Origin of the sequence: Mastigocladopsis repens PCC 10914, from assembly GCF_000315565.1 — a bacterium.
GTDB classification, from domain to species: domain Bacteria; phylum Cyanobacteriota; class Cyanobacteriia; order Cyanobacteriales; family Nostocaceae; genus Mastigocladopsis; species Mastigocladopsis repens.
Genome location: NZ_JH992901.1, coordinates 1,499,720 through 1,523,844, shown reverse-complemented (window position 1 = coordinate 1,523,844; position 24,125 = coordinate 1,499,720). Strand labels below are relative to the sequence as shown.

Below are 24,125 nucleotides of genomic sequence, written 5' to 3'. Positions count from 1 at the left end.
CAAATATGTATAATTTAAAGTCACAGCTTTTAGCACAAAACGACCTACAAACAACAACTATCTTAGATAGAAGCTAATAAGCCCTCAACTATCTCATACTTCGACATATCTGTCATATGTCTTTAGATAGATAAAAATTTTGGGAGATAAAGCGTTTAGTGTCAAAAATGGCTGCTTGTGCCTCAAAATCTGAGAGTTCTAAAGACTTATCCTCATCTACAAAGCTAAAAATGTACCAACAAAATGGGAGGTAGAAGCTGGGGCACTAAATCTAGAAACAACATGAATCACAACCTTTAACCCTAAAATTAGACAATATATTGCTGTTTTTAATCATCACTCTTTAAATATTAAATTTACCATCAGAGAATATTTCTTAACTCTAAGTCAGGGAATTTTGACTTATGGCGGTTCTCACTTAGTTTGCAGATAAGGGAAAACTCACCCCCTCAACCCCCTTGATGGTAAGCATCAGAAGGGGAAGTATTTTCCCCTCTTCACTCCCACTTACTCTCACGGAAAAGGGTAGGGTCAGTTTATACTGGATTTAAATGCAAACCACCATCATTGACTGCAACCAATTCATAACCGTAGGAACACTCAGGGAGACACCTGTAGGATAAGCAGGTTCTGAGCGTAGGCTTAGACACCCGTAAGGCAGAACATCTCCCCAATTAAGTCTCTGTGCTGTTACATTCAATGATTTTGGAAATATAAATAATAACTCAAACCTTTAAGGCTAACCATTTAAGAGTGCTTCCACAAACTCGTAGCTCGAAAAAGGACGCAGGTCTTCAATTCCTTCCCCAGCACCAATAAAACGAATGGGTAAGCCTAACTGCTGCACTACCGCAAGGGCAACGCCTCCTTTCGCAGTGCTATCAAGCTTAGTCAAAACGACACCACTGAGTTGTGCCGCTTGAGAAAACACCTCAGCTTGCCGCAATCCATTTTGACCTAAAGTTGCATCTAAAACCAAAAGGGACTCTACTTTAGCATCCGGGGCTTTTTTGTCAATAATGCGGCGGATTTTACTGAGTTCGTCCATCAAATTTTTCTTATTTTGCAGTCGTCCTGCTGTATCCACCAGAAGTAATTCTGTTCCTCGTGCTGTAGCAGCAGAGATGGCGTCAAACACAACTGCTGCTGGGTCTGCATTCTTGGCAGGATTGGAAATAACTTCCACACCACTTCTTGCACCCCAAATCTTTACTTGTTCCACGGCGGCGGCGCGGAAGGTGTCCGCTGCACCAATCAAGGATTTATAGCCGGATTTATTTGCTAGGTGTGCGAGTTTACCAATGGTGGTCGTTTTCCCAGCGCCATTCACCCCGGTAATTAACCAAACGTTGAGAGTTTCTTTTTCTGGGACGAAGATAGGCTTGCTGGATTGTTTGACTGGTGCATCCAGCATATCTCGCAAGATGCTTTTCAGGTAGGCAATAGCCTCCTCTGGTGGCAGGACTTCTTCGCGAAGTTTATTCTGTAGAGTGCTGATAATGTAATCTGTCGCTTCGACACCGACATCGGCTTGCAAAAGCAATGCCTCAATCTCCGTTACCGCTGCTTCGTTAAGCGGACCTTGTCCGACAATAGCCTTGAGTTGGTTAAGAATATTACGTCGGGTTTTGTCTAAGCCTTGCCGTAGCTTTTTCAGCCAAGTGATTTCTTCAAAAGAAATGTCTTCTGGACGCCTACCTTGTGCCGCCAGAACTTCTGTTGACCACAAGAACCCTTCATCAAACCCAAGTCCAGTCATTTCCTCTGCCATCTCTGAGGCAGTACTGCTTGCGGTTGCTGGCTGTACAACCTCTGGTTCGGGGACTTCAATTGCTGTGGCTATCAGTCTTTCCTGCCTTGCTTGTCGTTCTGCTGCTGCCCTTTCTAAAAAGGATAATGTTGCTGGTGCCGTTGGCTGTGTGACCTCTGGTGTTATCGGCGCTGCGGTGGGTTCTAGTGGAACAACACTTTCTGTCGTTATAAAGCTTTCAGCATCTGGCTCTTCGGCAATTACTGGTACCTCTGGTGGTGTGCTGAGTTCATCTGTACTATCTGGTTCTTCTACAGTGGTTTGAGCCACACTCACAACAACTTCTTCTGGGAGTTGTTGTGTTTGTACTGCTGGTTGTGGTTGTGCCGTTTCTGTTTGAGGTTCTTCTGGTGGTGCTTCAGCTGTTACCTCACTTGCTGGCGTTTCTGCTGGTTGGGATTGTTGCCTTTGCTGGATGTTCTTGTAGGCGGCTTTAGCATAAGCCAGCAGGTCAGTTGCTACCTCAGGTGCAGTTTCTGCCGTTGAGGTTTCGACTGGTTGTGGTTGAGGTTCTTCTACAGCAGGAGTTTCTTCCTGCTTCTGTTCAGAGGGAGTACCAGAAGGCTCGTTATGTTGACGGCGGAACCAATTAAAAACCATTGCAGCTAGCGTGTTATAAAACTTAAGTTTTTATCTAAGTTATGAGTTTAATTCAACTTTTAACTCTTTTTTGAGGTAATGTTTGGCACAGATAATTCATCTATCATCCCCCCCGGTATTCTCGTACGGGCGAGGCGGCATTGCGTCCCTACCCCCATCCCCCGCAAGCGGGAGATAGATAAGGAAAAATTTTAGTGACTGCAAGGGGTTGAGTAGCACCAATCAAGTGACTTGGCATGACCACTTATAACTAGAGCTTTTTGCTATGAGGTACTTGCTATCTTTCTCAGGTCAGTGACTCGGCGCAGAACACCATTAATAAACCGATGGCTGTCTTCTTCACTGTAGCGTTTAGCTAGCTCTACGGCTTCGTTAATTGTCACGCTCTCTGGAACTTGAAGATACTTCATTTCTGCCACGGCGATTCGTAGTATATCCCGGTCAATGTGAGCTAGGCGAGTAACTTGCCAATCTACCAGGGCACTGGCAATCTGCTCGTCTATGGTTTTTCGGTTTTCATTAACAGCAATGATGATGTCTTTGGCGTACTCGCGGACTTCTCTATCTTGATTAGCTAGTTGAATGAGTTCAGGAAATTCAACAGCCGCAGCCAACTTGTTGATTGCCGTGTGCGTGTAGACAATCGCCTCTTTGACCATTGCTCTGGCAGTATTTAGGTCAGTGGCGCGTGTTTGGCTAGTGAGAAGGCGATCATTACTGCGTTGTAGTTCGCCAGCCGCATTGTCTAGGGTATCCTGAACTTCGGATCTGAGGGTGCGTACTGCTGCTAGCACCAACTTTGATACAAGTTGCTCTGGTGCTATTTTTTCTAATTTCTTAGGGTTTATCGGCAGTTGGCTTAGGCTTAATAGTGCCAATTCCCGAGCGATTTGACGGGGTTTACGCTCTTGCATAAAAGTAAGTTAAGGGTGTGTGAGAAAGAATTTTTGATTTTAGATGAGTTGGGAAGCGGGGAAGCACGAGGATAGGGGGACAAGGGGAATGGGGGAATAACTCTTGACTAATGACTAATGACTACTGATTTTAAGTTTCTTCAAGAGGAATAACCTGCCGTTTTGCTTCTAGGGGTGGGACTTCTACTTTGCGCTCTTTAGGGAGCACCAACTGAGGTAGGGGGGTATTAGGTGCAACAATGCCACCAGAAACTACAATTTTAAAGGCATCTTCAATTGACAATGACAGGTTGACAACCTCGTCTTCAGGAATGACTGCATACCATCCAGTAGTGGGATTGGGCGTTGTCGGGATGAAAACGCTTAACATCGGACGAGACATCTGAGCCTGAATCTCGCTGCTGATGGTGCCAGTGACGAAGCCGATCGCCCATATGCCGCGCCGAGGATATTCTACTAAAATGACACGGCGAAACTTGCCATTAGTATCTTTTAAGAGTGTTTCTAAAAGTTGCTTGAGAGTTTTGTAAACCTGTCCAGCTAAAGGAATTGCCTGCAACAGCCGCTCTCCCACATCTAGCAACCATCGCCCTGCAATATTTCGAGCCATCAAGCCCATCAGCAGAATACTCAGTAGCGGTACCATCAGTCCCACTAAGAGATTAAGTAGATTGACCAAGATGGGATGCATTCCCTGAAATGGATTCAGCTGTTTGGGAATTTGGGTGAGAAAGTTAATGACCCAAGTTGCAACGGTAATTGTTAGCCAAATGGTAGTTGCTAGGGGAATCACGACCAATAACCCAGCAATCAAGTCATTTTTGAGGTCTTGTTTCCAGCGATTGATTGCCAAGCCCCTATTCTCCTTTTTTTAGGCAAGTGGAACTTCTTTTATTGGTACTCATACTAGTAAATTCATCAACCGGGGAGGACAGTCTTGTGCTGTTTAGAGTGGGAGTTTTTGCCGCTCCTGCTTCTGGCTTCACGGGCAAGATGCCGTAGCGTGACTGTCCAAACAGCATATAGTGAGCGCTAATGCCGTCAAAATAGACATTTTTGCGATAAATCCAGTGATCCCACCTAGCGTGCAGATAGGCGCAGACCAAGCAGGCTGGCAGATGACTACTCTAACGACTTGTTGCTCTTGTTTTAAGACTTATAAACTATTGTTGCAAGTCTTAAAACGTACTACTAATACTACCTTGCTAGGAAAAAAGCTGCTAACTGTTCTGTTGAAGGCATCACTGGATTTTATTCGTATTTTTGCTTATGTTCAGCGCGCTAAGTGTTACAATTAGCTAATCTAAATGGAACTCTGTGAAAACGATTAAGTTTTATAAAATATAACATTAATGAGAGATCAGAATAAAGTTTGGGGTAGATGCACGTGCTACTTACCTTTAAGTATCAGGCTCTCACGCTCGCCTTGAGCCTCATTTCTCTTCTAAGCTGTGGGGTCTGACCTCGATTTCCAATAGTATCATTAGGGCAGTCAAAGTTTAGAATAACCACTAACAAATAACCACTTAAAAGTTCCAATTCCGTCGGAAGTGAAAGAAGCTTTCTAGATAGTCTTGCCAAGCAACATTGCTACTCAATTTTTGCTGTCTCCAATCTTGTGCAGTTTGCTCAAAAATCTCGGAGAAACTGGGATAGAGAGGAGCTAGATCAGCTAGGCGATTGACTTTTATTTTTTGGGCGATCGCCAAAGCAATGACATTAATTAACTCACTTGCTTGTGTACCTAAGACTGAAGCTCCCAATATTTCCCCATTACCTAGGATAATTAATTTACATATACCTGTTGTTTCGTCTCGAATTTGGGCAGCTGTTATTGATTTAAAATAATGCCGCAAAAGCACAACTTCATTATGATTGAATCTGCGTTTAGCTTGCGCCTCTGTTAAACCGACTTGTGCCAACATTGGATCAGTAAATACTGCCCAAGGAATGGACTGATAATTCACTTTGAATCTGGGGAAAAAGAGTGCATTTTGCAGAGCTATTCTTGCTTCGTAATTACCAATATTAGCAAATTCATAGCCACCCATCACATCACCACAAGCCCAGATACGCTTATTTGTAGTTTGCAGTTTGTCATTCACGCGCAGGCGACGCTGATCCCATTTAACGTCTACCGCAGCTAAATTTAAGGATTCAATATTTGGCTGTTGTGCTGTCGCTACTACGATTTCATCTGTTTCAATTGCCCTATCTCCCACCTGAAGCCATTTTTTATCCTCAATTCGTCTAATCTGAGTGACGAGTGTTTTGGTAAAGACGCGCACACCTTCTGCTTCCAACAGACTGCAAAGCAGTTGGGCTACCTCTAAATCAATATGGGGAAGAATATTAGGGCGTTCTACAACCAGTGTCACATCGTAACCAAACCGCGCTAAAGTTTGAGCCATTTCGATACTTTGGGGAACACCGCCAATAATGACCCACTTTTTAGGTGGTGTAGGACTGCTTAGGGACTGCCAAATCTGAGATATGGTAAGAAAGCCAGTTCTTTGCAATCCTTCAATTTCTGGAATTGCCGGACGAGAACCCGTTGCAAGCAAATAGGTGCGTGCTCGTAGTAGGCGATCGTTAACGGCAAATGATAGATGGGGTGACGAATGAAATTGACCATTGCCTATGATGACATCCACCCCAAGAGCCGCTAGGGTGGCGGGTGAATGCTGCTCTTGGAGATTAGAGACAACGCCATGAGCATACAGCGTCGCCTGGGGTGCATCTACAGAAATTTGGCATTTTTCTGTGGGAGCAGCACATGAGGGCTGTAGCCCAATTAGGGCTGCATCACCCAGTTGTTTGGCAAAGTTGCTGATGCGGCTCAAACTATGCTGATAAATAAACTCATAAGGTGCGTTAACAATGTTAAACGCACTGTTTGTCGTTGGTTGCACCAAAGCGACCTTGGCTCTTAGTTGAGAAGCAGTAAGGGCAGCGTAGCGTCCAGCTAGACTGCCACCAATAACCACAACATCGTAGTCAATAGTCACGTTATTTGTCCTTTGTCCTTTGTCAATTGTCCTTTGTCAATTGTCCTTTGTTCTTGTTGACTAATGACTGATGTACAGACGCGCTCTGATGAAAGCGTCTCTACAAATAATTGATGACTAATGATAGAGCTTCTAGCAAGCGCTGGTTATCTGACCAAGAGCGTACGGCTACCCGGAAATAGCGATCGCCTAGTTCAGGAAAACTCAGGCAATCGCGAATGAAAATCTGGTGATGCTTGAGTAATTTCTGCTGCAACTGCGAACTAGACTGTTGCTGTGATTCAACTAGTAAAAAATTAGCAGCACTCTGCAGCGGTTGCAATCCTGGTAAAGAAACTAAACCCTGAAAAAGCTGGTTTCGTGCTGGTGGTAACCATGCCCAGGTTTGTGCTTGAAACTCCCTATCCTGGAGGGCAGCGACTGCTGCCGCTGCTGCCAGGGTATTTACGGGCCAGGGGTCGCGCCACAACTGCCAATGCCGCAAAAAGTCAGGGTGGGCGATCGCATATCCCAGTCGCAAACCAGGGAGACTGTAGAACTTGGTCAGCGATCGTAAAATCACTAGGTTTGGATATTCCTGCACCACATTGATCAAGCTTTGTTCCTGTTCTGGGGGCAGAAAATCCATAAAAGCTTCATCTACCACTACCAAGGCAAATTCCTTCAAGTATGGCAGAATTGCTTCCCGCGAAAATAACTTTCCCGTTGGGTTGTGAGGGTTATTCAGCAATAGTCCTTTGTCCTTTGTCCCCTTTGTCCTTTGCCCTTTGTCAAAAATCGATGACAAATCACTTAATGACAAAGGAAACTCCAGTACCTCAGCGTGGTGTGCCGCCAGCGCCCGGTAGTAGTCGCCAAAGGCTGGAGTTATCAAAGCTGTTGCGGCTAACTGTGCTAATTCCCTACCTGCCAGAGAAAGTAATTCTGCCGAGCCGTTACCAGGCAAAATCCATTCAGGAGGCAGTTGATGAAAGTGACCCAGAGCAAGTCTCAGTTCACCGTAATCAGGGTCTGGATAGTGCCTGAGGTTGCCCAATTGGGACTCAATTGCCGCTAAGACGCTGTTTGGAGGTCCTAAAGGGCTGATGCTGGCAGAAAAATCCAGAATAGCACTTGGGTGACAGCCAGCTAACGCTGCTGCCCAGGATAGATTGCCCCCGTGTGCTGGTTGCCGCATTGAAAAAGGGTGTCCTAAAAGAGAACCTAAGATTTTGGGGGCGCAACCTTTTCTCTAAACAATTTTCCAGCGGAAAAAGCAGGCACCTTCGTTGCCGGAATTTCCATCTTTTCATTTGTTTTGGGGTTGCGACCTTCGCGCGCTTTGCGTTCTCGCGATTCAAAGGAGCCAAAGCCCACCAATGTGACTTTATCACCAGAGGAAACCGCTTCGATGATGGTTTCCAAAGCCGCAGTCAACACTGCATCAGCTTGTTTTTTAGTAACACTAGCCTTTTCAGCTACAGCATCAACCAATTCACCTTTATTCATGTCAAACTCCTTAGGTTTACTTGAGATTGTGTACAGATGCTCCCTGATGCATCTCTACGTAAATCGCTGTTTCGAGATTTACAAAAGTCGTTTTATGAGTATTTATGCTTAAAAAGGCTGTAATTCCCATAGGCTCGACTTTTCAATGAATCATTCTAAAGTGTCCTAGCCAGAAGTGGATAGATGAAACCATTAATTTCTATAGATTTCAGGATTTTTTGTATAAATAGAGCAATTGTTTCACTAAAAACCACCCTTTAATAAGAAAAAATACTTAGTGAAAACCCCTGTTGCTAAGGGAACAGGGGGAGTGGGGGAGGGGAGGTGTTTAGTTAACAAGAATTATCCTTTTGCTTTATTGCTCTTTTCCTGACTTCTTTCACGTTCCTTTGGGGAAGGTATAACCTATTTATCTGAATAGTGAATCATATTAACTAGCATCCCGATAATCGAATTATAGGTTCGATAAAGGTTGCGTCCTGTTTCAACATCCACATAATCGCATCGTACAGCAAATTCTATCCAGGTCTGAGTTCCGCTACTTCTGCCTCAGAATCACTAAGTTTAGCCACAAATGCCGCCTCATATCTTCGTTTCCGCCATGCCTCGGCTAAATTAGCACAAACAGAACGTGAAGCACGACGAATCTGGTCTGTCAAAGAATACTTTTCCTCAACTGGAAATTTCTTTGACAATTCAAAAATATGCATAGCAGCATCAAATGCCATTTGATACACTTCTAAATCTGTATGATTTTTGAGCCACTCTTTCCCCATTTTCATCAACCATCAACTGTCATCCTATCCCCACTCTTCCCCTCCTCCCCTCCCCTTTGACTCTTAACGCTTGGGCACTTGCAAACCGCGACGCTCCAGCATTTGCCGCACTTCTGGGCTGGGGGTGTAGTTATAGCCAAAAGAGGAGCGCTCAGAGTCATCCATAATTTGAGGTGTCAGCAACACAATCACCTCATTACGCTCGTTAGTTTTGTTTGTGCTTCTAAAAAGGGAACCGAGAAGGGGAATATCTCCCAAGATAGGAATTTTTGTTATACTCACTCTGTCTGTGTCTTGAATAATACCGCTAAGAATGAGGGTCTGACCATCTCGCAGGCGAATCAAGCCAGAATTAAGGGAGCGTTCAGAGACTAAAAATATGCTTTGGGTCCCACCGTTTCCAAGATTGATTTCTTGTGAAGATTGGGGTGCCTTGACAGTGGGAGCCACTGATAGAGAAACAAAACCATTGTCGTCAATCCGCTCAATTTTGACAGCTAGGGTTAAACCAACATTCTGTTTATCAGCGGTAACCGTTTCTGTGGAAGTGTCAGAACCACGAGTGATTTCTCTTTTTAGGTTTCCTATCACTTCCTCCGTCAGGTTGACGTTAGCGCTTTGACCTTCCTGCACAATTAAAGTTGGGTCAGTCAAAATCTTGGCATTACCGTTTTGAACCTGAGCTTGCAAACTTACAAGCAAACGTCTGGGAAAATCAAGTGCAGTGCTGCTGGTTGTTGAAGAACCAGTCAAATTAGAACTAGTAATTGGTGTGGAACCACCAAAATTGAGAGTTGCTGTACCGCCATCATTCACAAAATAGTTGTTGCCAACGCCAAAGGAAAAGCTGGTGTTGAAGTCCTTTGTGTTCTGTAGATTAACATCAATAATTTTGACGTTGACGACCACTTGCCGACGGCGGACATCAAGCTGAGTGAGTTGAGTCATTGCCATCTCTACTACCTTGGGAGAACCAATCAAGGTGATGGAATTAGTACGCTCGTCTCCTAATGCCTGTAAACCTCGTAGTAGAGGGTTAGAATCTTGAAAATTAATGCGTTGAGTTTCAACTCTGGTTTCTGTGGTGGTCTGGGTTTGGGTGACGGGGTTAGTTCCACTACCCACAGGCACAGCATTAACGCTAGTAACCTGTCGTTCTCGACTGACAGCAGTTTCAGCTCCCAAGCCGACTAAAAAGTTCAGTGCCACTCCCACCGTTACTTGATTCAGTCGCAGGTTACGCATAACCATATCACGGCTGGAATTAGGCAGTCTAGCTCCAACAAAGACTGTGCGTCCGCTGCGGTTCGCTTCTAGACCGCTGAGGCGCAAGACATAGTTAAAAACATCTTGCACTGGCTCATTTTCTATATCCAATGAAATTGTTGGTCCTTCACCCCCAGTAGCGCCCTGCTGTCCTTGCTGTCCTTCTGCTGCTTGGCTTCCTGCATAAGCTAAGTTAAGACCAGCAGCACGGGCTAACAGTGACAAAACCTCGCGTACTGGTGCATCTCGCAATACTAAGCGAGGCACTCGTTCCTGCGTTCCCAAGTCAACGTTACTGGGAGAAGCATCGATATTTGAGATGGCAATATCACCTACTGGTGGTGCAACGGCTCTAGGCAAGAAAGGCGGAGCTTGGCTCGTGCCTGAACCGGGTCCTGCGGCTTGTGCAGGTGTGCCATCAATGCTAACTTTTGGGTTGGGAACAAGAACGTCTGGCTTTTGACCTGGTTGAAGTGAGGGAGAAACTGGGGGCGTTGTTTGTGTTGGGGAAGCTTGTGGTGCGGTTGTCCTCGCCTGCGTTCCTTCTGTTAAGGTAAAGCCGAGGGTAATTCCGTCTTGCCTTCGCACCACAGGTTGACTGTTGGGGGCGCTGCTGGTTCCAGTGACAACCACCCGAATGCTATTAGTATCAATCTGATTAATCGTTACTGAGGCAATTCCTGGAGCCGGGTTATCTTGGCGGAAACTATTTCCTTTTTGTAAACGTAATTGAGTATTAATAATATCGGCGACTAAAGCATTGCCCCTTTTTGCAGTAAAAATTTGTGGGCGCGAGCCTGAGACAGTTGTCAATACAACATTAATTCCACCATTGACTGGACTTAGCTGCACTCCAGTAATTTGAGTCGTCTGTGCCCATACTGGTTGAGCTGCTAAAAAAACCATTGCAGCGGCATTTAATACAAAACTATTACCGTGAAGCTGTTTCACAGTTCATTCCTCACAATTGGAAAACTATTAAGAGAACTTTTGAGTCGTGTGCTTTGTTACCGAAGCGATTTTAGATTTTGGCTTCTGGGCTACGCCTTGGCTGACCAACAATCAAGAGAAGGTACGCTTATATGTTTCCCTTAAATTCTGAAAAAGTAACAGTTTGTTTTAATTAGAGTTATAAATTTAGTTTTTAATAAAGCGATCTATAGAAAGTTTCACTGAAATCAATTACAGTGCCTAATACTTTTTGAACACAGGAATAAAATAGCATAAAGTTCGTAGTAAGCGCTTAAGCGCTTACTACGAGCCACAATTTCATTCAAATAAAAATTGTTACGAATTTGTGTCATCTTGTACTCAGACAAAGTGACACATGATATTAAACCCAATGCTACTTATTGTTTGGTTGTGCTGCTTTAGCTGCTGCTGCTACTTCCTCTGGGTTGAGTGGCATTAATGCTTGTAACTGGAAAGACGTACTAATAGGTGCTGGTCCAACTCTACGTACCACAACTTTGCCCGGTTGAATTGCAGGTTCTGGTGCCAAACTTGATTGATAATCTTTTACTATCAACAAAGGCTGTAACCGTTCAATATTGCGAAGAATGGATTGTGTTTGTTCGTAGGTTCCTATAATTTCAATATTGATGCTGCTGCGTTTGAGCTTGCCATTCACCAATGACCCAAGACTACCATCAGTAATAGGTTCAGCATCCTTTCCTGTGGGCACATACTTCCTTAGTTTGGCTCTCACTGCATTAAAAGAAACTTGAGTGTTGCCAGACTCAACCAAGCGATTTAAATCCAGCAGTAGTGTATCCAAAGTTTTCTCATTGGCAAACAAAGCTAAAACCTGGAGTTGTTGCTGTTTTGCCTGTGCTTGCTCCTGCTTTACCTTGTCAATTTGTTGAATCGACGCTTTCTTTTGGTCAATATCCTGCTGTAGTTCGTTCTGTTTTGTTTGCTGCTGTTGAAAAGTTTCCCATGCGGGCATCACCAAATTCATCAGCATATAACCTGCTCCTGCAAGCCCCAAAACCCCTACGATAATGCCGCCAATTTTTGGTGTTAGGGCTATGCCAAAGATAACGGGGTTACTTGGGGAAGCCGTATCAAATTCCGTACCTTCTGCAAAATTTAAATCTTCACTCAGCGTCATCTTTGAATGACTCCTGTTTGTTGCATATTGCGAATTCGAGCCACCAGTCCCACTGTGCCTTTTTGCTCCAATTCCCGAATTAATTCAGAAGCAGGAACATCACTCAAACTAGATTGAATTGTGTATTTGACGATTTGGGGTAGTTGAATTTGTAGGGTTGTAGCAGTTGTAGCACCAGATGGTAACGGTGCATCTACTAACTCTGCTGTCATAATTTTTGTTTCTGTAGCCTTTAAGAAACGTGACTGTTGTAAAGTCAGCATGAAATCGTTGACATCGTTAAAAGAGCGAGCAAACCCAGAAAGTTCTACACCTCCAGCAGGATTGGGTAGTGGTTGTCCTTGTGCTGGGGCTGTGGCTGCGATTTGCTTGATGCTATCAATTTGCACTGTTGCTGGGATGCGATCGCGCAAATCTTGTAACATAGCTGACCAAGGACGAATCTGGTCAAAGACGCTAACTAAAGCTTGAGTTTCACTCTTAATTTTGTTTGTTTCTTCTTTAATTTTGTTGATGTTTCCTATTTCTGTTTCTAGCCTTTGATTCTCCTGCTCTAGTTGTGCTATATTCTGCTCTAATTCACTATTTTTTGCTTGCAAAAACCACCAACCAGTTGCTACTAAAACAGGGAAAAACACACCTACTGCCACTCCCACATAAACTGGTGTTAAATCTCCAGTAGGGAGAGGTATTCCTGGTCGCTTCTTGTCAAAATTTTTCTGGTAAATTGGACGGTCTTTGAGAAAGTTAATATCTAAGCTATACATTTTTTATGTCACACCTCTCGCATTCCTAAACCAAGCACTATCCCCAAACCAGGGCGTTCCACGGCGGGGTATGTCTCGTCATCCATGGGCAATGACAAAGCCACCACGGGATCTATTTGAGAGGTGGGCAAACCCAGTCGTTGTGTAAAAAACTCATTGAGTTGTCCCAGTCCGCCTCCTGGTCCTGCCAGCATGATCTGCGCTACTTCCAAATTTTCACTTTGGTTAAGATAAAAATCGATGGAACGGCGCAGTTCATCTGTGAGTTCTCCTAATACCCTCATCATTGCTGCTGTGCCAGGATTGGTTTGTGTGACGCCTGTTTTTCCGCTATCTGTAGCAGTTGAAGGAATGGATATTCCATACAACAGTTCCATGTCTCGTGATACAGGTAAGTTCATTGCCCTAGATAGGGCAGTTTGCATTTGATAGGTTCCAATAGGGACTGTACGCGAAAATTGCGGCACACCGTTAACCACAATGGCTATTTCTGTGCTGTCGAATTCTATATCTACCAGCACTGCGGCTTCTTGCGGTCCGTATTGTCGCAATTGGTCGCGAATTGTCCGAATCAGAGCAAAACTGTTAATCTCTAAAACATCGATTTGCAATCCTGCCTGCTCGAACGTATTTATGTAGGTGTCAGTGATTTCTTTGCGAGTAGCAACTAACAAGACCTGTACCTTTTCAATGCCATCCTCATCTACAAAGTACCCAAGTTTCTGATAATCCACATCAGCTTCTTCACGAGGGTAAGGCAAATACAAACCAGCTTCGTGGTTCAGTACCATCTCCCGTAGTTCTTTGTCGTCTAACTCTGCCGGCACAGATATCAGACGTACTATTGAGTCTCGCCCTGGTACAGCAGTAGCAATACGAGAAGCTTTGATTTTACTTTCAGCTAGCGCTTGCTGGATTAATTGCGCCATTGTTGGGGGGTCAGCGATTTGACCATTGACGACAACACCTTCTGGAACCGGCACTGATATTAAGGTTTCTAGTTTCAAACCTTGGCGTTGCTTGCGTAACTGAACTAAATTCACGCGTTGTGATGCCAGTTCTATACCGACCCCTTTATGAGATTTACCAAACAAATTATTGAATTGTTTTACCACAGTTTTGCCCGTTGGACTGCCAATTGAAAAATGAAATGATATTAAGGATTGATATTCTTGCTAAGAAATTGTTTTAGCCTATAATCTCCACAATTGTTGCATAAGCACTTCACCCTGATTACGCTAAAAAAAGTACAAGCACGATGGTTAAAATTCAAAAGTTCAAAAGATTAATTGTTTGGGCATTGGTCGGTATATTAACTAGTTGGATTGTCAGTTGTAGCACAGGAAATGTTGGTACTAGTACAAAACAGGCATCATCAGGAGCGGCAAATGTTCAGTTTTGGACAATGCAACTCCAACCTCAATTTACCAACTACTTTAAAAGCCTAATTGCCTCCTTTGAGTCACAAAATCCTGGTATAAAAGTTACCTGGGTTGATATCCCCTGGACGGCAATGGAGAACAAAATCTTAACAGCTGTTTCAGCGAAAACGCCACCTGATGTTGTTAACCTCAATCCAGATTTTGCTTCTCAACTTGCAGGACGAAATGCCTGGTTAGATTTGGATGCAAAAGTTCCAAATGAAGTGCGTTCCTCCTATTTACCGAATATTTGGAAAGCTAGCACGCTCAATGGTAAGAGTTTTGGGATTCCCTGGTATCTCACCACGCGGCTAACCATTTATAACACCGATCTATTAAAACAGGCAGGTATCAGTAAACCACCTGTTACCTACGCTGAATTGGCACAGGCGGCTCAACAAATTAAGGACAAAACTGGTAAGTATGCCTTTTTTACGACATTTGTTCCTCAAGATTCTGGTGAGGTGCTAGAGTCCTTTGTCCAAATGGGGGCAACTTTGGTGGATGCTGAAGGTAAAGCTGCCTTTAACTCCCCACAAGGCAAAGCGGCGTTTCAGTATTGGGTAGATTTGTACAAAAAAGGGCTGCTACCTAAGGAAGTATTGACACAAGATCATCGTCATGCAATAAATTTGTACCAATCTGGAGAAACGGCGTTGCTGTTTTCTGGTGGAGAGTTTCTTGAGAACATTGGCAAAAATGCCCCAGCAATAGCTAAAGTTTCCGCAACTGCACCACAAATCACGGGTGAAAACGGCAAGAAAAATGTCGCTGTGATGAACGTTGTTATCCCCCGCGACAGCAAACAACCCGACGCCGCCCTCAAATTCGCGTTGTTTCTCACAAATGACGAGAATCAGCTTTCTTTTGCCAAAGCAGCCAACGTTCTCCCGTCTACAGTTAAGTCGCTGACTGACAGCTACTTCAAGGACGCACCCGCGAACGCTTCTACTTTAGATAAGGCGCGTGTCATTAGCGCACAAGAACTACAACAAGCAGAGGTATTAACTCCTAGGTTGAAGGATATAAAACGCTTGCAAAAGGCAATTTACGAGAACATACAAGCGGCTATGTTGGGCGAGAAGACGGTGGATAAAGCTGTGGAGGATGCAGCGCAGGAGTGGAATAGCACCAGAAGTTAGGAGCTGTTGTTGACACTCTCACCTTCAAGGCTTCGCCTGTGAAGGGAGATTCTTGCTTCAACAGGTTTTTCTAGCCCACTGTGGTATAACGAGTTAAAAGCTCTCCCACAGGCACTGACCCCGACAGATTCCCCTCCACAAGCATCTGTTTTACTACCACGGGCTGCCCGACCGCAGTCACAAAATACTTATTCTGATGTATCGTTTGTCTGATTCACAACATTCGACCCCCCTGTTCATCAGGTATTTCTTTTTGGTGATGCGAGTTGTCTGGTGGAGAAACACCAATCTTGCCTAACCCTAACTTTTTTGGTAGCAAGTATATTTTACTACACCAAGGTATTGCGAAGCCATGTTTTTTATTGGTCGCAATTCATCTCACCCTTAAGGCGAAGCCTGTAACGGGAGTCCTCTTGCGACATCCAAGATAGAATTTTTTGATGGTCTCAGACTAGAAGTCTGGGGCTAAACAAACAAAGCCGTGATTAGCAGGCTTTATAAAGTCTGTCCAGGCAAACTTTTTAAACGCAGAGGAGCGCTGAGGTAAACGCAGCGAAAAGTTCTGCAGGAGGGTTTCCCTCCGCAGGAAACTTTTCAAGACAAAGGTACACAGAGTATTGGTTCAAGTTTTCGCTATGAATTTATAGAATCATTTACTTAGTACAAATTCGCACAAGTTAGTAACAAACCAAAATTCCAAGAGTGGACTGATATCTGGAGACAAAATTGGGACTTGTCTAAAGCGACTTCAAGGATTAACCTAGCAAGTGGCTTCTCCTGTGGAACCACTGATGAGTTTCCACCATTCACTATGAGCTACTTCCGTCCTGCCATTGATGCCATGACTGGCTACATTCCTGGTGAGCAACCCAAACCAGTAACAAAAATTATCAAACTCAACACAAATGAAAATCCCTATCCGCCTTCCCCAAAGGCGATGGAAGTGCTGCAAAATTTAGATGGTGAATGGCTACGGCGCTACCCTGATCCATTTGCGAGAGAGTTTTGTCAGGCAGTAAGCGATGCGTTGGGAGTGCCTGGGGATTGGATCATTGTGGGTAATGGTAGTGATGAGCTACTAAATGTGCTGATACGCTGTTGTGCGGAGGGGAGCGTACGCAAAGTCGTGTATCCTGTACCAACCTACGTGCTGTATCGGACTTTATCAGCCATACAACCTGCTCAAGTGGTTGAAGTTCCTTACCCTGCTAACTTTCAGTTACCGATTAAGGATCTCGTTGTGGCGAATGGAGCAATTACTTTTATTGCTTCTCCCAATAGCCCCTCTGGTCATGTGGTACCGTTGGATGATCTGCGGGAATTGGCGCAGCAAGTCTCAGGAATTGTTGCGATTGATGAAGCTTACGTTGACTTTGCTGAGTCTACGGCTTTACCCTTGGTGCAAGAATTCGAGAACGTGATTGTATTACGTACTTTGTCGAAAGGGTATTCGTTGGCAGGTTTGCGGATGGGCTTTGGAGTGGCAAATCCCAAACTACTGGCTGGATTTTTTAAGGTAAAAGACAGTTATAACATTGATGCGATCGCCATAGCAGTGGGTACAGCAGCAATGCGGGATCAAGCCTACAAGAATGCTTGTGCTGACAAAGTAAAAATCTCGCGGACTAAGCTAACGGTGGATTTAAAGAATTTGGGATGGAGAGTGCTTGATTCTCAAGGTAACTTTGTTTTGGCAACTCCGACCGAGAGAAACGCAGAGTCTCTTTACTTGGGGTTAAAGGAACTAGGAATTTTGGTGCGTTACTATAAGCAAGCTGGGTTAGAAGATAAGCTGCGGATTACGGTTGGCACGGACGAGCAAAACCAAACGTTAATGGAAGCGTTAGTTAACTTGATGAACAAAAGTAGGTAAAACTTCCTTAGATTTCTTGCAAAAGGTATGATTCATAGATTTTTAGAACCACAGATAAACACAGATAAATTATCTGTGTGCATCTGTGTTTATCTGTGGTTTCATTTTCATGACTCTTGACTTTTGCAGAAAGTCTACTTATTTTGAATTGTGGTTGCTAAAAAATGCCCAACTAAATACAGCGAACCGCATAAGACAACCAAATTCTCTGTAGAAGTAAAAGCAGCCTCTAACGCTGAGGATAAATCTGCATAAGTTTGACAAAATGTCAATTCTGGGCAGAGAGTTTGAGCTAGTTTTGCTAATTCAGTAGGATCGGCTGAACTTTGATCGGGAACTGGTACTAAATACAATCGGTCATTTGGTTGCAGTAAAGCCTGGAATATTTCAGCATGGTCTTTGGTAGAGAGCATTCCCATTACCCAAGTTATGGGTTGGGATTCTATGCTATCTACATAATCTCGCAAAACTTGGGCGGCGGCTGGGTTATGAGCACCATCTAGCAATAATTTATAATTTCTCCATGTTGTCCATTGCATTCGCCCTAGCCATTTGGTATTTGCCATTCCTGTAATGATGGCTTCCTCAGATATGTGCCAACCTTGTGTTTGTAAAATTTCTATAGCAGCTAAAGCCAACGCTGAATTCATCAACTGAATCTGTCCCTGTAATGGTAAGGGATATTTAATTAAATTTGAATTATGAATTGTTTGATACTCTGCCCATCCTGAATCAATTTGACGAGCTCTTTGAGGTTCAATCACAGGGCATTGTAATTCTAAAGCACGCGATAGCGTAAGTCCTGCGGACAGGCTGCGCCAACGCGGAGCGTCTGCTTTGCACTCAGCGCTGCTGCTTGCAGCAGCGCGCACGACTTGTTCTGCTTCGGGTGGTAATGGTCCCATCACGACAGGACATCCAGCTTTGAGGATACCAGCTTTTTCTGTTGCAATCTCAGCAACGGTAGAACCAAGTATCTGCCAGTGTTCGCGGCTGATGGAAGTGATGATGGTAACGAGGGGGTTTGAGCAAACGTTTGTGGCGTCCAAGCGTCCTCCCAGCCCAACTTCTACCACCGCTACATCAACTTGCTGCTGTGCAAAATATAACCAAGCTGCTGCGGTAATCACTTCAAACTGAGTTGGTGACTCTTCATCTGGTTGAATAGCAGCTTGCACTTGAAGTAATAATTGGTACAGTCTCTCAGAAGAAATCGCTTGTTCGTTGAGGCAAATACGTTCTGTCCAATCAACTAAATGGGGAGAAGTGTAACGTCCTGTACGATAACCCGCTTCGGTGAGTATGGACGAGAGGTAGGCACAAACAGAACCTTTGCCGTTGGTACCAGCAACATGAATAATCGGGACTTGATGATGGGGATTTCCAAGATTTGCCAGCAGTGTAACAATGCGTTCCAATCCAAGATGGACGCCAAAGTGTTGGAAGGGCTGAAGTAAGGAGTCGATATCCACGAAAGGTAGTCAGGTAGTTGGTAGTTAATAGTTGGTGGGATTTTTTTCCTATCTAAGCTAATGAGGATTCAAGTTGCATAGAGCTAGGGCTGAAGCCTTTACTACAAGCGAATCATCCTGTAAAAATGAATGACGATTAGCTTGCCACATACCACCTACCAGCTAGAGTTTCACAACTTTCATAAAATTGCAATAAATAAAACCGACTGCTCTTGTGAATAAAAACAGTCGGTTGAATATTTACAGCACATTGCAAGTAAATGAAGTACAACGCGCTTCGTCTAAAAGCAAGACACAGAGCAAATTTTACTTCTGACCGGAGGCGGAGCATCTGGTGGCTCCGCTTCTGACTTCTGACGGATGTATTCTGCTGTATGATGATAAGTTGATTTTAGGCTTCTCTATTCAAAAAGTTTTGCAATTGATTTAAAGCAGCCGCACCAATGTTAAACGCTGCCCAACCAGCAGCGATCGCGACTGGAGCTAAAACAATTGCGACACGCATATCAATGTCCATATTTACAACCCCTCTGTTATGTAGAAATTAAAGTTTTGTCAACTGCTCTCATTTTTATTTTTAGCCGAAGTGGTGAATTTCCCCAAACAATATGTAAAGAATATTTACAACTTGAGCTATTATTTTCTTCTCCCCCAACTTCCCCTACTCAGCTACCCTAAACCCAATGTCCGTACCCTTGCCAGCATGAACCAAAGCTAACTTTCTGTAACGTTTGGCGTGTTCAATGAGTTCTGTTGCTTCAGCTTCAGAAATTTGGCGTACGACTTTGCCTGGTACACCCACAATTAGGGAAAAAGGCGGTACATCTTTAGTAACAACTGCACCAGCACCAATAATGCTACCAGCACCTAAGCGTACCCCATCTAAAACAACTGCGCCAATTCCAATCAAGCTGCCGCGTTCAATATAAGCCGAATGGACTACAGCACGATGCCCTACGGTAACATGGTCTTCTAAAATTGTGGGTTTCCCGGGATCACCGTGTAATATTGCTCCATCTTGAATGTTTGTACATTCACCAATTTCTATGCGTTCCACATCTCCTCTCACCACTGCACCGTACCATATGCTCACCCCTGCTGCAATTTTTACCGAACCCATCACCACAGCGTTCGCTGCTATAAAGGCAGCTTGAGAAATATCAACAGAAGACCAGAAGGAAGCGGTAGACACGGTAGAATAGAGATGTGATACCCAGGAACACTGGAGGAACTGCAACCTTGGTAGGTTGCAGAACTAGGATATCACGGTATAGAGTCTTTAAAGTGTCGGCAGCAGTAAGTCAGTACCCAATGAGGTGGAGCAGAAGTGTAAAAGGAACCAATATTACTGGTGAAGACGAAAATATGTTTTTATGCACTTCATGATGAATCCAGGCTTGCAGTACCCCATATTCGGTCCAGAAATTCAGTGTCCCCACTGCCGCCAAACAATCCCGGCTCTGACACTAACAGACACGTATTTATGTCCGCGTCATGGCGCGTTTGAAGCTAATCCGAAGAGTGGAGAATTAATCCACCTACAGTCAGGACGTCATTGGCGAAGATGGAATGGCGAATGGTATCGGCAGCATACTCATCCCGATGGCATTCGATTTGAAATTCACGAAGCTTTAGACAAGCTCTATACCCAAGGCTACCGAGCGACACGGGTTATTATTGCTAAACGCTATCAAGAGTTGATGAGCGGCTACCTAGAGCGTAGCAGCCCTTGGCGTTCTGGACAGGCGGAGACGACTTCGGCGCGACTATATGGTTTACCTGTAGAGTTCAGCCCTGAACCCTCGGAAAACCCCTGTTGGGAAGTGATTAATTTCGATTTGGAAAAAGAGCCTGGTGTGCCAGTGAGATATCCATATTTTAGGTTGTTTGAGTAATTGTCATTTGTCATTTGTTATTGGTAAAAAAGACAAATGACAAATGACATAAGGACAAAAATTATGCATCACGCTTCTATTCGTACCGCGAATATCCAAAGAGCGATCGCCTTCTACGAAGAGCTAGGGTTTAGCGTTTGTGAGCGCTTCACTACAGGCTACACTCTTGCTTGTTGGATGGAAGGATTAAATGGCAGAATTGAACTGATCCAAATTCCTCAACCGAAACCAGCCCCTGATGCATTTGCAGACGAACATTATGTGGGCTACTACCATCTCTCATTCGATTTAACTGATATAATTCCAGATTTATCTAGTTGGTTAATAAATTTAAAAGAACGTTTTTTGGTGTTAGTAAACAACAATCCTGACCTGTTAGAACCACTGAAAGTTCTTTTGGAACCTACACAGCAGCAGATAGGTAATTGTATTTACGAAGTAGCTTTTATTGCAGATACTGATGGTTTGCCTTTAGAATTCATCCGCGTATTAGCAACGCTCTCCTAGTTGAACTAATGGTTTTTTGTCGGTAAAATAATTTCCTCTCTGGTGTGTTGTCGTAGTGACAAATTGCTCAGAGAGACTAAAGTTTTTTCAAAAAAAGTCTGTAATTTTTTTACAGATAATGTAGTACAATTCATGTCTGTATTTCAGAGATTGCATCGATATCGTTTTCTTTTGTTACTGTTAACTTTTACGCTAATGACGGTGTTGTTGCTTGGAGATGAATCTTATAGCCAGATAACAACCGCTTCCACATGGTTAAATTCACATAAAATAATCGTTTCAAAAAAAACAGAGCCTCTTTTGTTAACTGAGAATGTTCGCAAGACAGTATTGAACAATGGTCTTGCCGTCCTGACTAAGGAAGTACACTCCAGTCCAGTCGTGACTGTGCAGGTCTGGTACAAGGTAGGATCGCGCAACGAGGAACCTGGATTAAATGGTATTGCCCACCAGTTAGAACACATGATGTTTAAAGGCACGAAAAACCGTCCAATTCAATTTGGACGATTGTTGAGTGCTTTGGGCAGTGACTCAAATGCTTTCACTAGCTATGACCAAACGGCATACTACAATACAGCAGAGCGCGACAAGCTGACAGCGCTGTTGGAGCTAGAAGCAGACAGAATGCAAAATGCTCTGATTGATTCTGTGGGACTAGCGGGCGAAAAGCGAGTTGTTATTTCCGAGTTGCAGGGTTACGAAAATAGCCCTGACTACCGCTTGAGCCGCGCTGTGATGCAAGCCGCTTTTCCCAATCATACTTACGGGTTGCCTGTTGGTGGCACGGAAGCTGATGTCCAAAGGTTTAATTTAGAGCAGGTGCGGAAGTACTACCACAATTTCTACAGTCCTGATAATGCTGTTTTAGTGATTGTTGGAGATTTCCAAACTGAACCAACTCTTGAAGCAGTTGAAGAGATTTTTGGGGAAATACCTAAGGCTCAAGACTCAAAACTCAAAACTCAAGACTCAACTCCATTGAGCACTCAAGCTTCAGGACTCAAGACTCCCATAATGTTACGGGAACCAGGAGCAGGAGCGTTGTTACAAGCTGTATATCCGTTACCGGATGTTAATCACCCGGATGTGCCAGCGCTAGATCTGATGGATTACATTTTAACAGACGGACGGAATTCTCGCCTTGAGCAGGTGTTGGTAGAATCGGGTTTAGCCAATGATGTTTCAGCTTCTGTAATTAGCTTGATAGAATCAGGTTGGTATGAGTTGTTGGTTACGGCAGATCCGAATCAAGACTTAAAAAAAATTGACTCAGTTGTAAGAAGTGCTCTTGCCCAACTGACAAAAAAAGGAGTCACAACAGAAGAACTGAATCGAGCTAAGGCGAAATTAGAAGCGTCTCTTATTTTGAGTAACCGTGATATCACCAGTCTTGCATTGCAATTAGGTAATGATGAGACAACTGCTGGTGATTATCGCTATACAGACCGCTATTTAGCAGATGTTCGCCAAGTTACGGTGGCGGATGTGCAGCGTGTGGCAAAAAAATACCTCAAACCAGAAGCACGTACAGTGGGCTTTTTTAAGCCTACGCGGGTCAACGCAAAGGGGAATGGTGACAAGACGAACTTCAGACACAACACTGAAAATTTCGCCTTAGGAACATCTGTGACGACACAGGAAGTAGCAAAGTATCTTCCTCCCGTAATGGCAAGTGTTCCTACAACCCATCTGCTACCAGAGCAATTCACATTATCTAACGGTTTACGGGTATTGCTTGTGCCCGACACAAGTACTCCCACTGTGACACTTTCTGGTTACATCAAAGCTGGTCAGGAATTTGAAACAGAGGATAAAGCTGGATTGGCGTCTGTTGTTGCAGAGAACTTAATGAATGGGACGAAGACAAAGGATGTCTTGACTGTTGCCAAAACCTTAGAAGATCGCGGAGCAAGCCTTGAGTTTGAAACGTATCGAGAAGGTGTGCGAATTGAGGGTGATAGCATGGCAGCTGACTTACCCGTTCTGATTCAGACTTTAGCAGACGTTGTCAAAAATGCTACTTTTCCCAAAAAAGAATTAGAATTGACTCGTCAACAAGCATTAACTGGTCTTAAGCAGGAATTAGATGACCCTTCAGAAGTCGCAGAAAGAACATTTGTACAATCGGTTTACCCGAAAAACCATCCCTTACATACATTTCCAACAGAGCAAAGTTTGCAGCGCATAAGCCGTGAAGATGTCATTGAATTTAAGACAAAACATTACCGTCCAGATACGACAGTGCTAGCGCTGGTAGGAGATTTTGCTCCTGCACAAGTGCAAGCACTTATAGAAACTGAGTTTAGTAACTGGAAAGCCAGCGGTTTACCACCAAGGTTAAAGTATCCAACGGTATCTTTGCCAGAAAAAGTTGTGAGTATCAACCCAGTTCTTCCAGGTAAAGCTCAAGCCATTACTTACATGGGTAATACAGGTATTAACCGCAAAGACCCCCGCTTTTATGCAGCCTTGGTGTTGAATCAGATTTTGGGTGGCGATACTCTCTCCAGTAGACTGGGAGCAGAAGTGCGCGATCGCCAAGGGCTAACCTATGGAATATATAGCAACTTCCTTGCTGGAAACAATTCTGGAACATTCTTAATTGAGATGCAAACCAGTCCAGAAGATACCCGTCAGGCTATTGCTAGTACCCGCAAACTGCTGACGGAAATCCATCAAAAAGGCGTTACTGCACTGGAAGTAGAGACAGCTAAACACATTTTGATCAGCAACTACATTGTATCCCTGGCAGATCCAGAGGAATTAACTGGTAAAATCCTAATGAATGAGGTGTACGGGCTAGAGAAAGAGGAATTGCGCGATTTTACTGAAAAAGTTCAAGCAGTCAACCTTGATCAAGTTAATCAAGCAGCTCGTGAGTTACTCTATCCAGATAAAATCGTTGTAGTGACAGCTGGACCTGCTGTGTTTGCAAACCAAGAGATTATGAGTCATTAGATCTACAGACGCGCTGTAGCGCGTCTGTACCTTGGTAAGTCTTCTCATGACTAAATAAAGTTAAGTTTTCTTTTTTATGCCCAGGACTCTTAAGCTTTATAAGACAGGTTGTGGC

At 44.0% G+C, this 24,125-nt stretch carries 17 protein-coding genes and 2 pseudogenes; 5 read left to right on the top strand and 14 right to left on the bottom strand.

The features are described 5' to 3' along the window. Positions 1-739 precede the first annotated feature (739 nt). From ftsY to pilM, 11 genes and pseudogenes are all read right to left on the bottom strand, one after another. Positions 740-2,410, bottom strand: coding sequence for a signal recognition particle-docking protein FtsY (gene ftsY / locus MAS10914_RS0108985; protein WP_017315593.1), 1,671 nt, complete (start codon positions 2,408-2,410; stop codon positions 740-742). Between the two features lie 263 nt (positions 2,411-2,673). Continuing rightward, positions 2,674-3,324 (bottom strand): transcription antitermination factor NusB, encoded by a 651-nt coding sequence (gene nusB, locus MAS10914_RS0108980; protein WP_017315592.1) that lies wholly within the window; start codon positions 3,322-3,324, stop codon positions 2,674-2,676. A 130-nt stretch (positions 3,325-3,454) separates the two neighbouring features. Continuing rightward, positions 3,455-4,229 (bottom strand): annotated as a pseudogene (locus MAS10914_RS0108975) (DUF502 domain-containing protein). 621 nt (positions 4,230-4,850) lie between these two features. Then, positions 4,851-6,332 carry a dihydrolipoyl dehydrogenase family protein gene (locus tag MAS10914_RS0108965; RefSeq protein WP_017315589.1) on the bottom strand — a complete coding sequence of 494 codons (1,482 nt, stop codon included), beginning with the start codon at positions 6,330-6,332 and terminating at the stop codon, positions 4,851-4,853. A 100-nt stretch (positions 6,333-6,432) separates the two neighbouring features. Continuing rightward, complete coding sequence (gene cobD, locus MAS10914_RS0108960; protein WP_017315588.1) at positions 6,433-7,509, bottom strand: threonine-phosphate decarboxylase CobD; 1,077 nt, start codon at positions 7,507-7,509, stop codon at positions 6,433-6,435. A gap of 26 nt (positions 7,510-7,535) precedes the next feature. Continuing rightward, entirely contained in the window at positions 7,536-7,820 is a 285-nt protein-coding gene (locus MAS10914_RS0108955) for an HU family DNA-binding protein (RefSeq protein WP_009457351.1), read from the bottom strand. Positions 7,821-8,225: 405 nt separating this feature from the next. After that, positions 8,226-8,596, bottom strand: a pseudogene (locus tag MAS10914_RS31525) (four helix bundle protein). Between the two features lie 63 nt (positions 8,597-8,659). Then, positions 8,660-10,813, bottom strand: coding sequence for a type IV pilus secretin family protein (locus MAS10914_RS0108945; protein WP_017315587.1), 2,154 nt, complete (start codon positions 10,811-10,813; stop codon positions 8,660-8,662). Positions 10,814-11,207: 394 nt separating this feature from the next. After that, positions 11,208-11,975 carry a hypothetical protein gene (locus MAS10914_RS0108940; RefSeq protein ID WP_017315586.1) on the bottom strand — a complete coding sequence of 256 codons (768 nt, stop codon included), beginning with the start codon at positions 11,973-11,975 and terminating at the stop codon, positions 11,208-11,210. Further along, positions 11,972-12,742 carry a PilN domain-containing protein gene (locus tag MAS10914_RS0108935; protein ID WP_017315585.1) on the bottom strand — a complete coding sequence of 257 codons (771 nt, stop codon included), beginning with the start codon at positions 12,740-12,742 and terminating at the stop codon, positions 11,972-11,974. Before MAS10914_RS0108935 ends, MAS10914_RS0108940 begins: the two co-directional genes overlap by 4 nt. Positions 12,743-12,750: 8 nt before the next feature. Further along, a complete protein-coding gene (gene pilM / locus MAS10914_RS0108930) occupies positions 12,751-13,857 on the bottom strand; it encodes a type IV pilus assembly protein PilM (protein WP_017315584.1) in 1,107 nt (368 codons plus the stop codon). A 143-nt stretch (positions 13,858-14,000) separates the two neighbouring features. Here pilM and MAS10914_RS0108925 point away from each other — a divergent pair, with 143 nt between their 5' ends. Next, positions 14,001-15,305, top strand: a complete 1,305-nt coding sequence (locus tag MAS10914_RS0108925; protein ID WP_017315583.1) for an ABC transporter substrate-binding protein — start codon at positions 14,001-14,003, stop codon at positions 15,303-15,305. An 811-nt stretch (positions 15,306-16,116) separates the two neighbouring features. Continuing rightward, entirely contained in the window at positions 16,117-17,178 is a 1,062-nt protein-coding gene (hisC, locus tag MAS10914_RS0108920; protein ID WP_017315582.1) for a histidinol-phosphate transaminase, read from the top strand. 134 nt (positions 17,179-17,312) lie between these two features. On the opposite strand, the gene MAS10914_RS0108915 is transcribed toward hisC, so the two are convergent. The 3 genes from MAS10914_RS0108915 to MAS10914_RS0108905 form a co-directional block, all read right to left on the bottom strand. Next, positions 17,313-18,650, bottom strand: a complete 1,338-nt coding sequence (locus MAS10914_RS0108915) for a bifunctional folylpolyglutamate synthase/dihydrofolate synthase (protein WP_017315581.1) — start codon at positions 18,648-18,650, stop codon at positions 17,313-17,315. Between the two features lie 391 nt (positions 18,651-19,041). Next, positions 19,042-19,167, bottom strand: coding sequence for a photosystem II protein Y (locus MAS10914_RS0108910; protein WP_017315580.1), 126 nt, complete (start codon positions 19,165-19,167; stop codon positions 19,042-19,044). A gap of 144 nt (positions 19,168-19,311) precedes the next feature. Then, positions 19,312-19,842, bottom strand: a complete 531-nt coding sequence (locus MAS10914_RS0108905) for a gamma carbonic anhydrase family protein (RefSeq protein ID WP_017315579.1) — start codon at positions 19,840-19,842, stop codon at positions 19,312-19,314. Positions 19,843-20,032: 190 nt separating this feature from the next. Between MAS10914_RS0108905 and MAS10914_RS0108900 the strand changes: the two genes are divergently transcribed. From MAS10914_RS0108900 to MAS10914_RS0108890, 3 genes are all read left to right on the top strand, one after another. Then, positions 20,033-20,545 (top strand): TIGR02652 family protein, encoded by a 513-nt coding sequence (locus MAS10914_RS0108900; RefSeq protein ID WP_026082430.1) that lies wholly within the window; start codon positions 20,033-20,035, stop codon positions 20,543-20,545. Between the two features lie 63 nt (positions 20,546-20,608). Then, a complete protein-coding gene (locus MAS10914_RS0108895; protein ID WP_017315577.1) occupies positions 20,609-21,052 on the top strand; it encodes a VOC family protein in 444 nt (147 codons plus the stop codon). A 132-nt stretch (positions 21,053-21,184) separates the two neighbouring features. Continuing rightward, positions 21,185-24,010, top strand: coding sequence for a M16 family metallopeptidase (locus MAS10914_RS0108890; protein ID WP_026082429.1), 2,826 nt, complete (start codon positions 21,185-21,187; stop codon positions 24,008-24,010). Positions 24,011-24,125 lie beyond the last annotated feature (115 nt).

What these genes read in the sequence shown, in the direction of transcription:
- MAS10914_RS0108925 (WP_017315583.1), top strand. Translation starts at nt 14,001, where the DNA reads ATGGTTAAAATTCAAAAGTTCAAAAGATTAATTGTTTGGGCATTGGTC.
- nusB (WP_017315592.1), bottom strand. Translation starts at nt 3,324, where the DNA reads ATGCAAGAGCGTAAACCCCGTCAAATCGCTCGGGAATTGGCACTATTA.
- MAS10914_RS0108955 (WP_009457351.1), bottom strand. Translation starts at nt 7,820, where the DNA reads ATGAATAAAGGTGAATTGGTTGATGCTGTAGCTGAAAAGGCTAGTGTT.
- MAS10914_RS0108910 (WP_017315580.1), bottom strand. Translation starts at nt 19,167, where the DNA reads ATGGACATTGATATGCGTGTCGCAATTGTTTTAGCTCCAGTCGCGATC.
- MAS10914_RS0108900 (WP_026082430.1), top strand. Translation starts at nt 20,033, where the DNA reads ATGATGAATCCAGGCTTGCAGTACCCCATATTCGGTCCAGAAATTCAG.
- cobD (WP_017315588.1), bottom strand. Translation starts at nt 7,509, where the DNA reads ATGCGGCAACCAGCACACGGGGGCAATCTATCCTGGGCAGCAGCGTTA.
- hisC (WP_017315582.1), top strand. Translation starts at nt 16,117, where the DNA reads ATGAGCTACTTCCGTCCTGCCATTGATGCCATGACTGGCTACATTCCT.
- MAS10914_RS0108895 (WP_017315577.1), top strand. Translation starts at nt 20,609, where the DNA reads ATGCATCACGCTTCTATTCGTACCGCGAATATCCAAAGAGCGATCGCC.
- ftsY (WP_017315593.1), bottom strand. Translation starts at nt 2,410, where the DNA reads ATGGTTTTTAATTGGTTCCGCCGTCAACATAACGAGCCTTCTGGTACT.
- MAS10914_RS0108890 (WP_026082429.1), top strand. Translation starts at nt 21,185, where the DNA reads ATGTCTGTATTTCAGAGATTGCATCGATATCGTTTTCTTTTGTTACTG.
- MAS10914_RS0108940 (WP_017315586.1), bottom strand. Translation starts at nt 11,975, where the DNA reads ATGACGCTGAGTGAAGATTTAAATTTTGCAGAAGGTACGGAATTTGAT.
- MAS10914_RS0108935 (WP_017315585.1), bottom strand. Translation starts at nt 12,742, where the DNA reads ATGTATAGCTTAGATATTAACTTTCTCAAAGACCGTCCAATTTACCAG.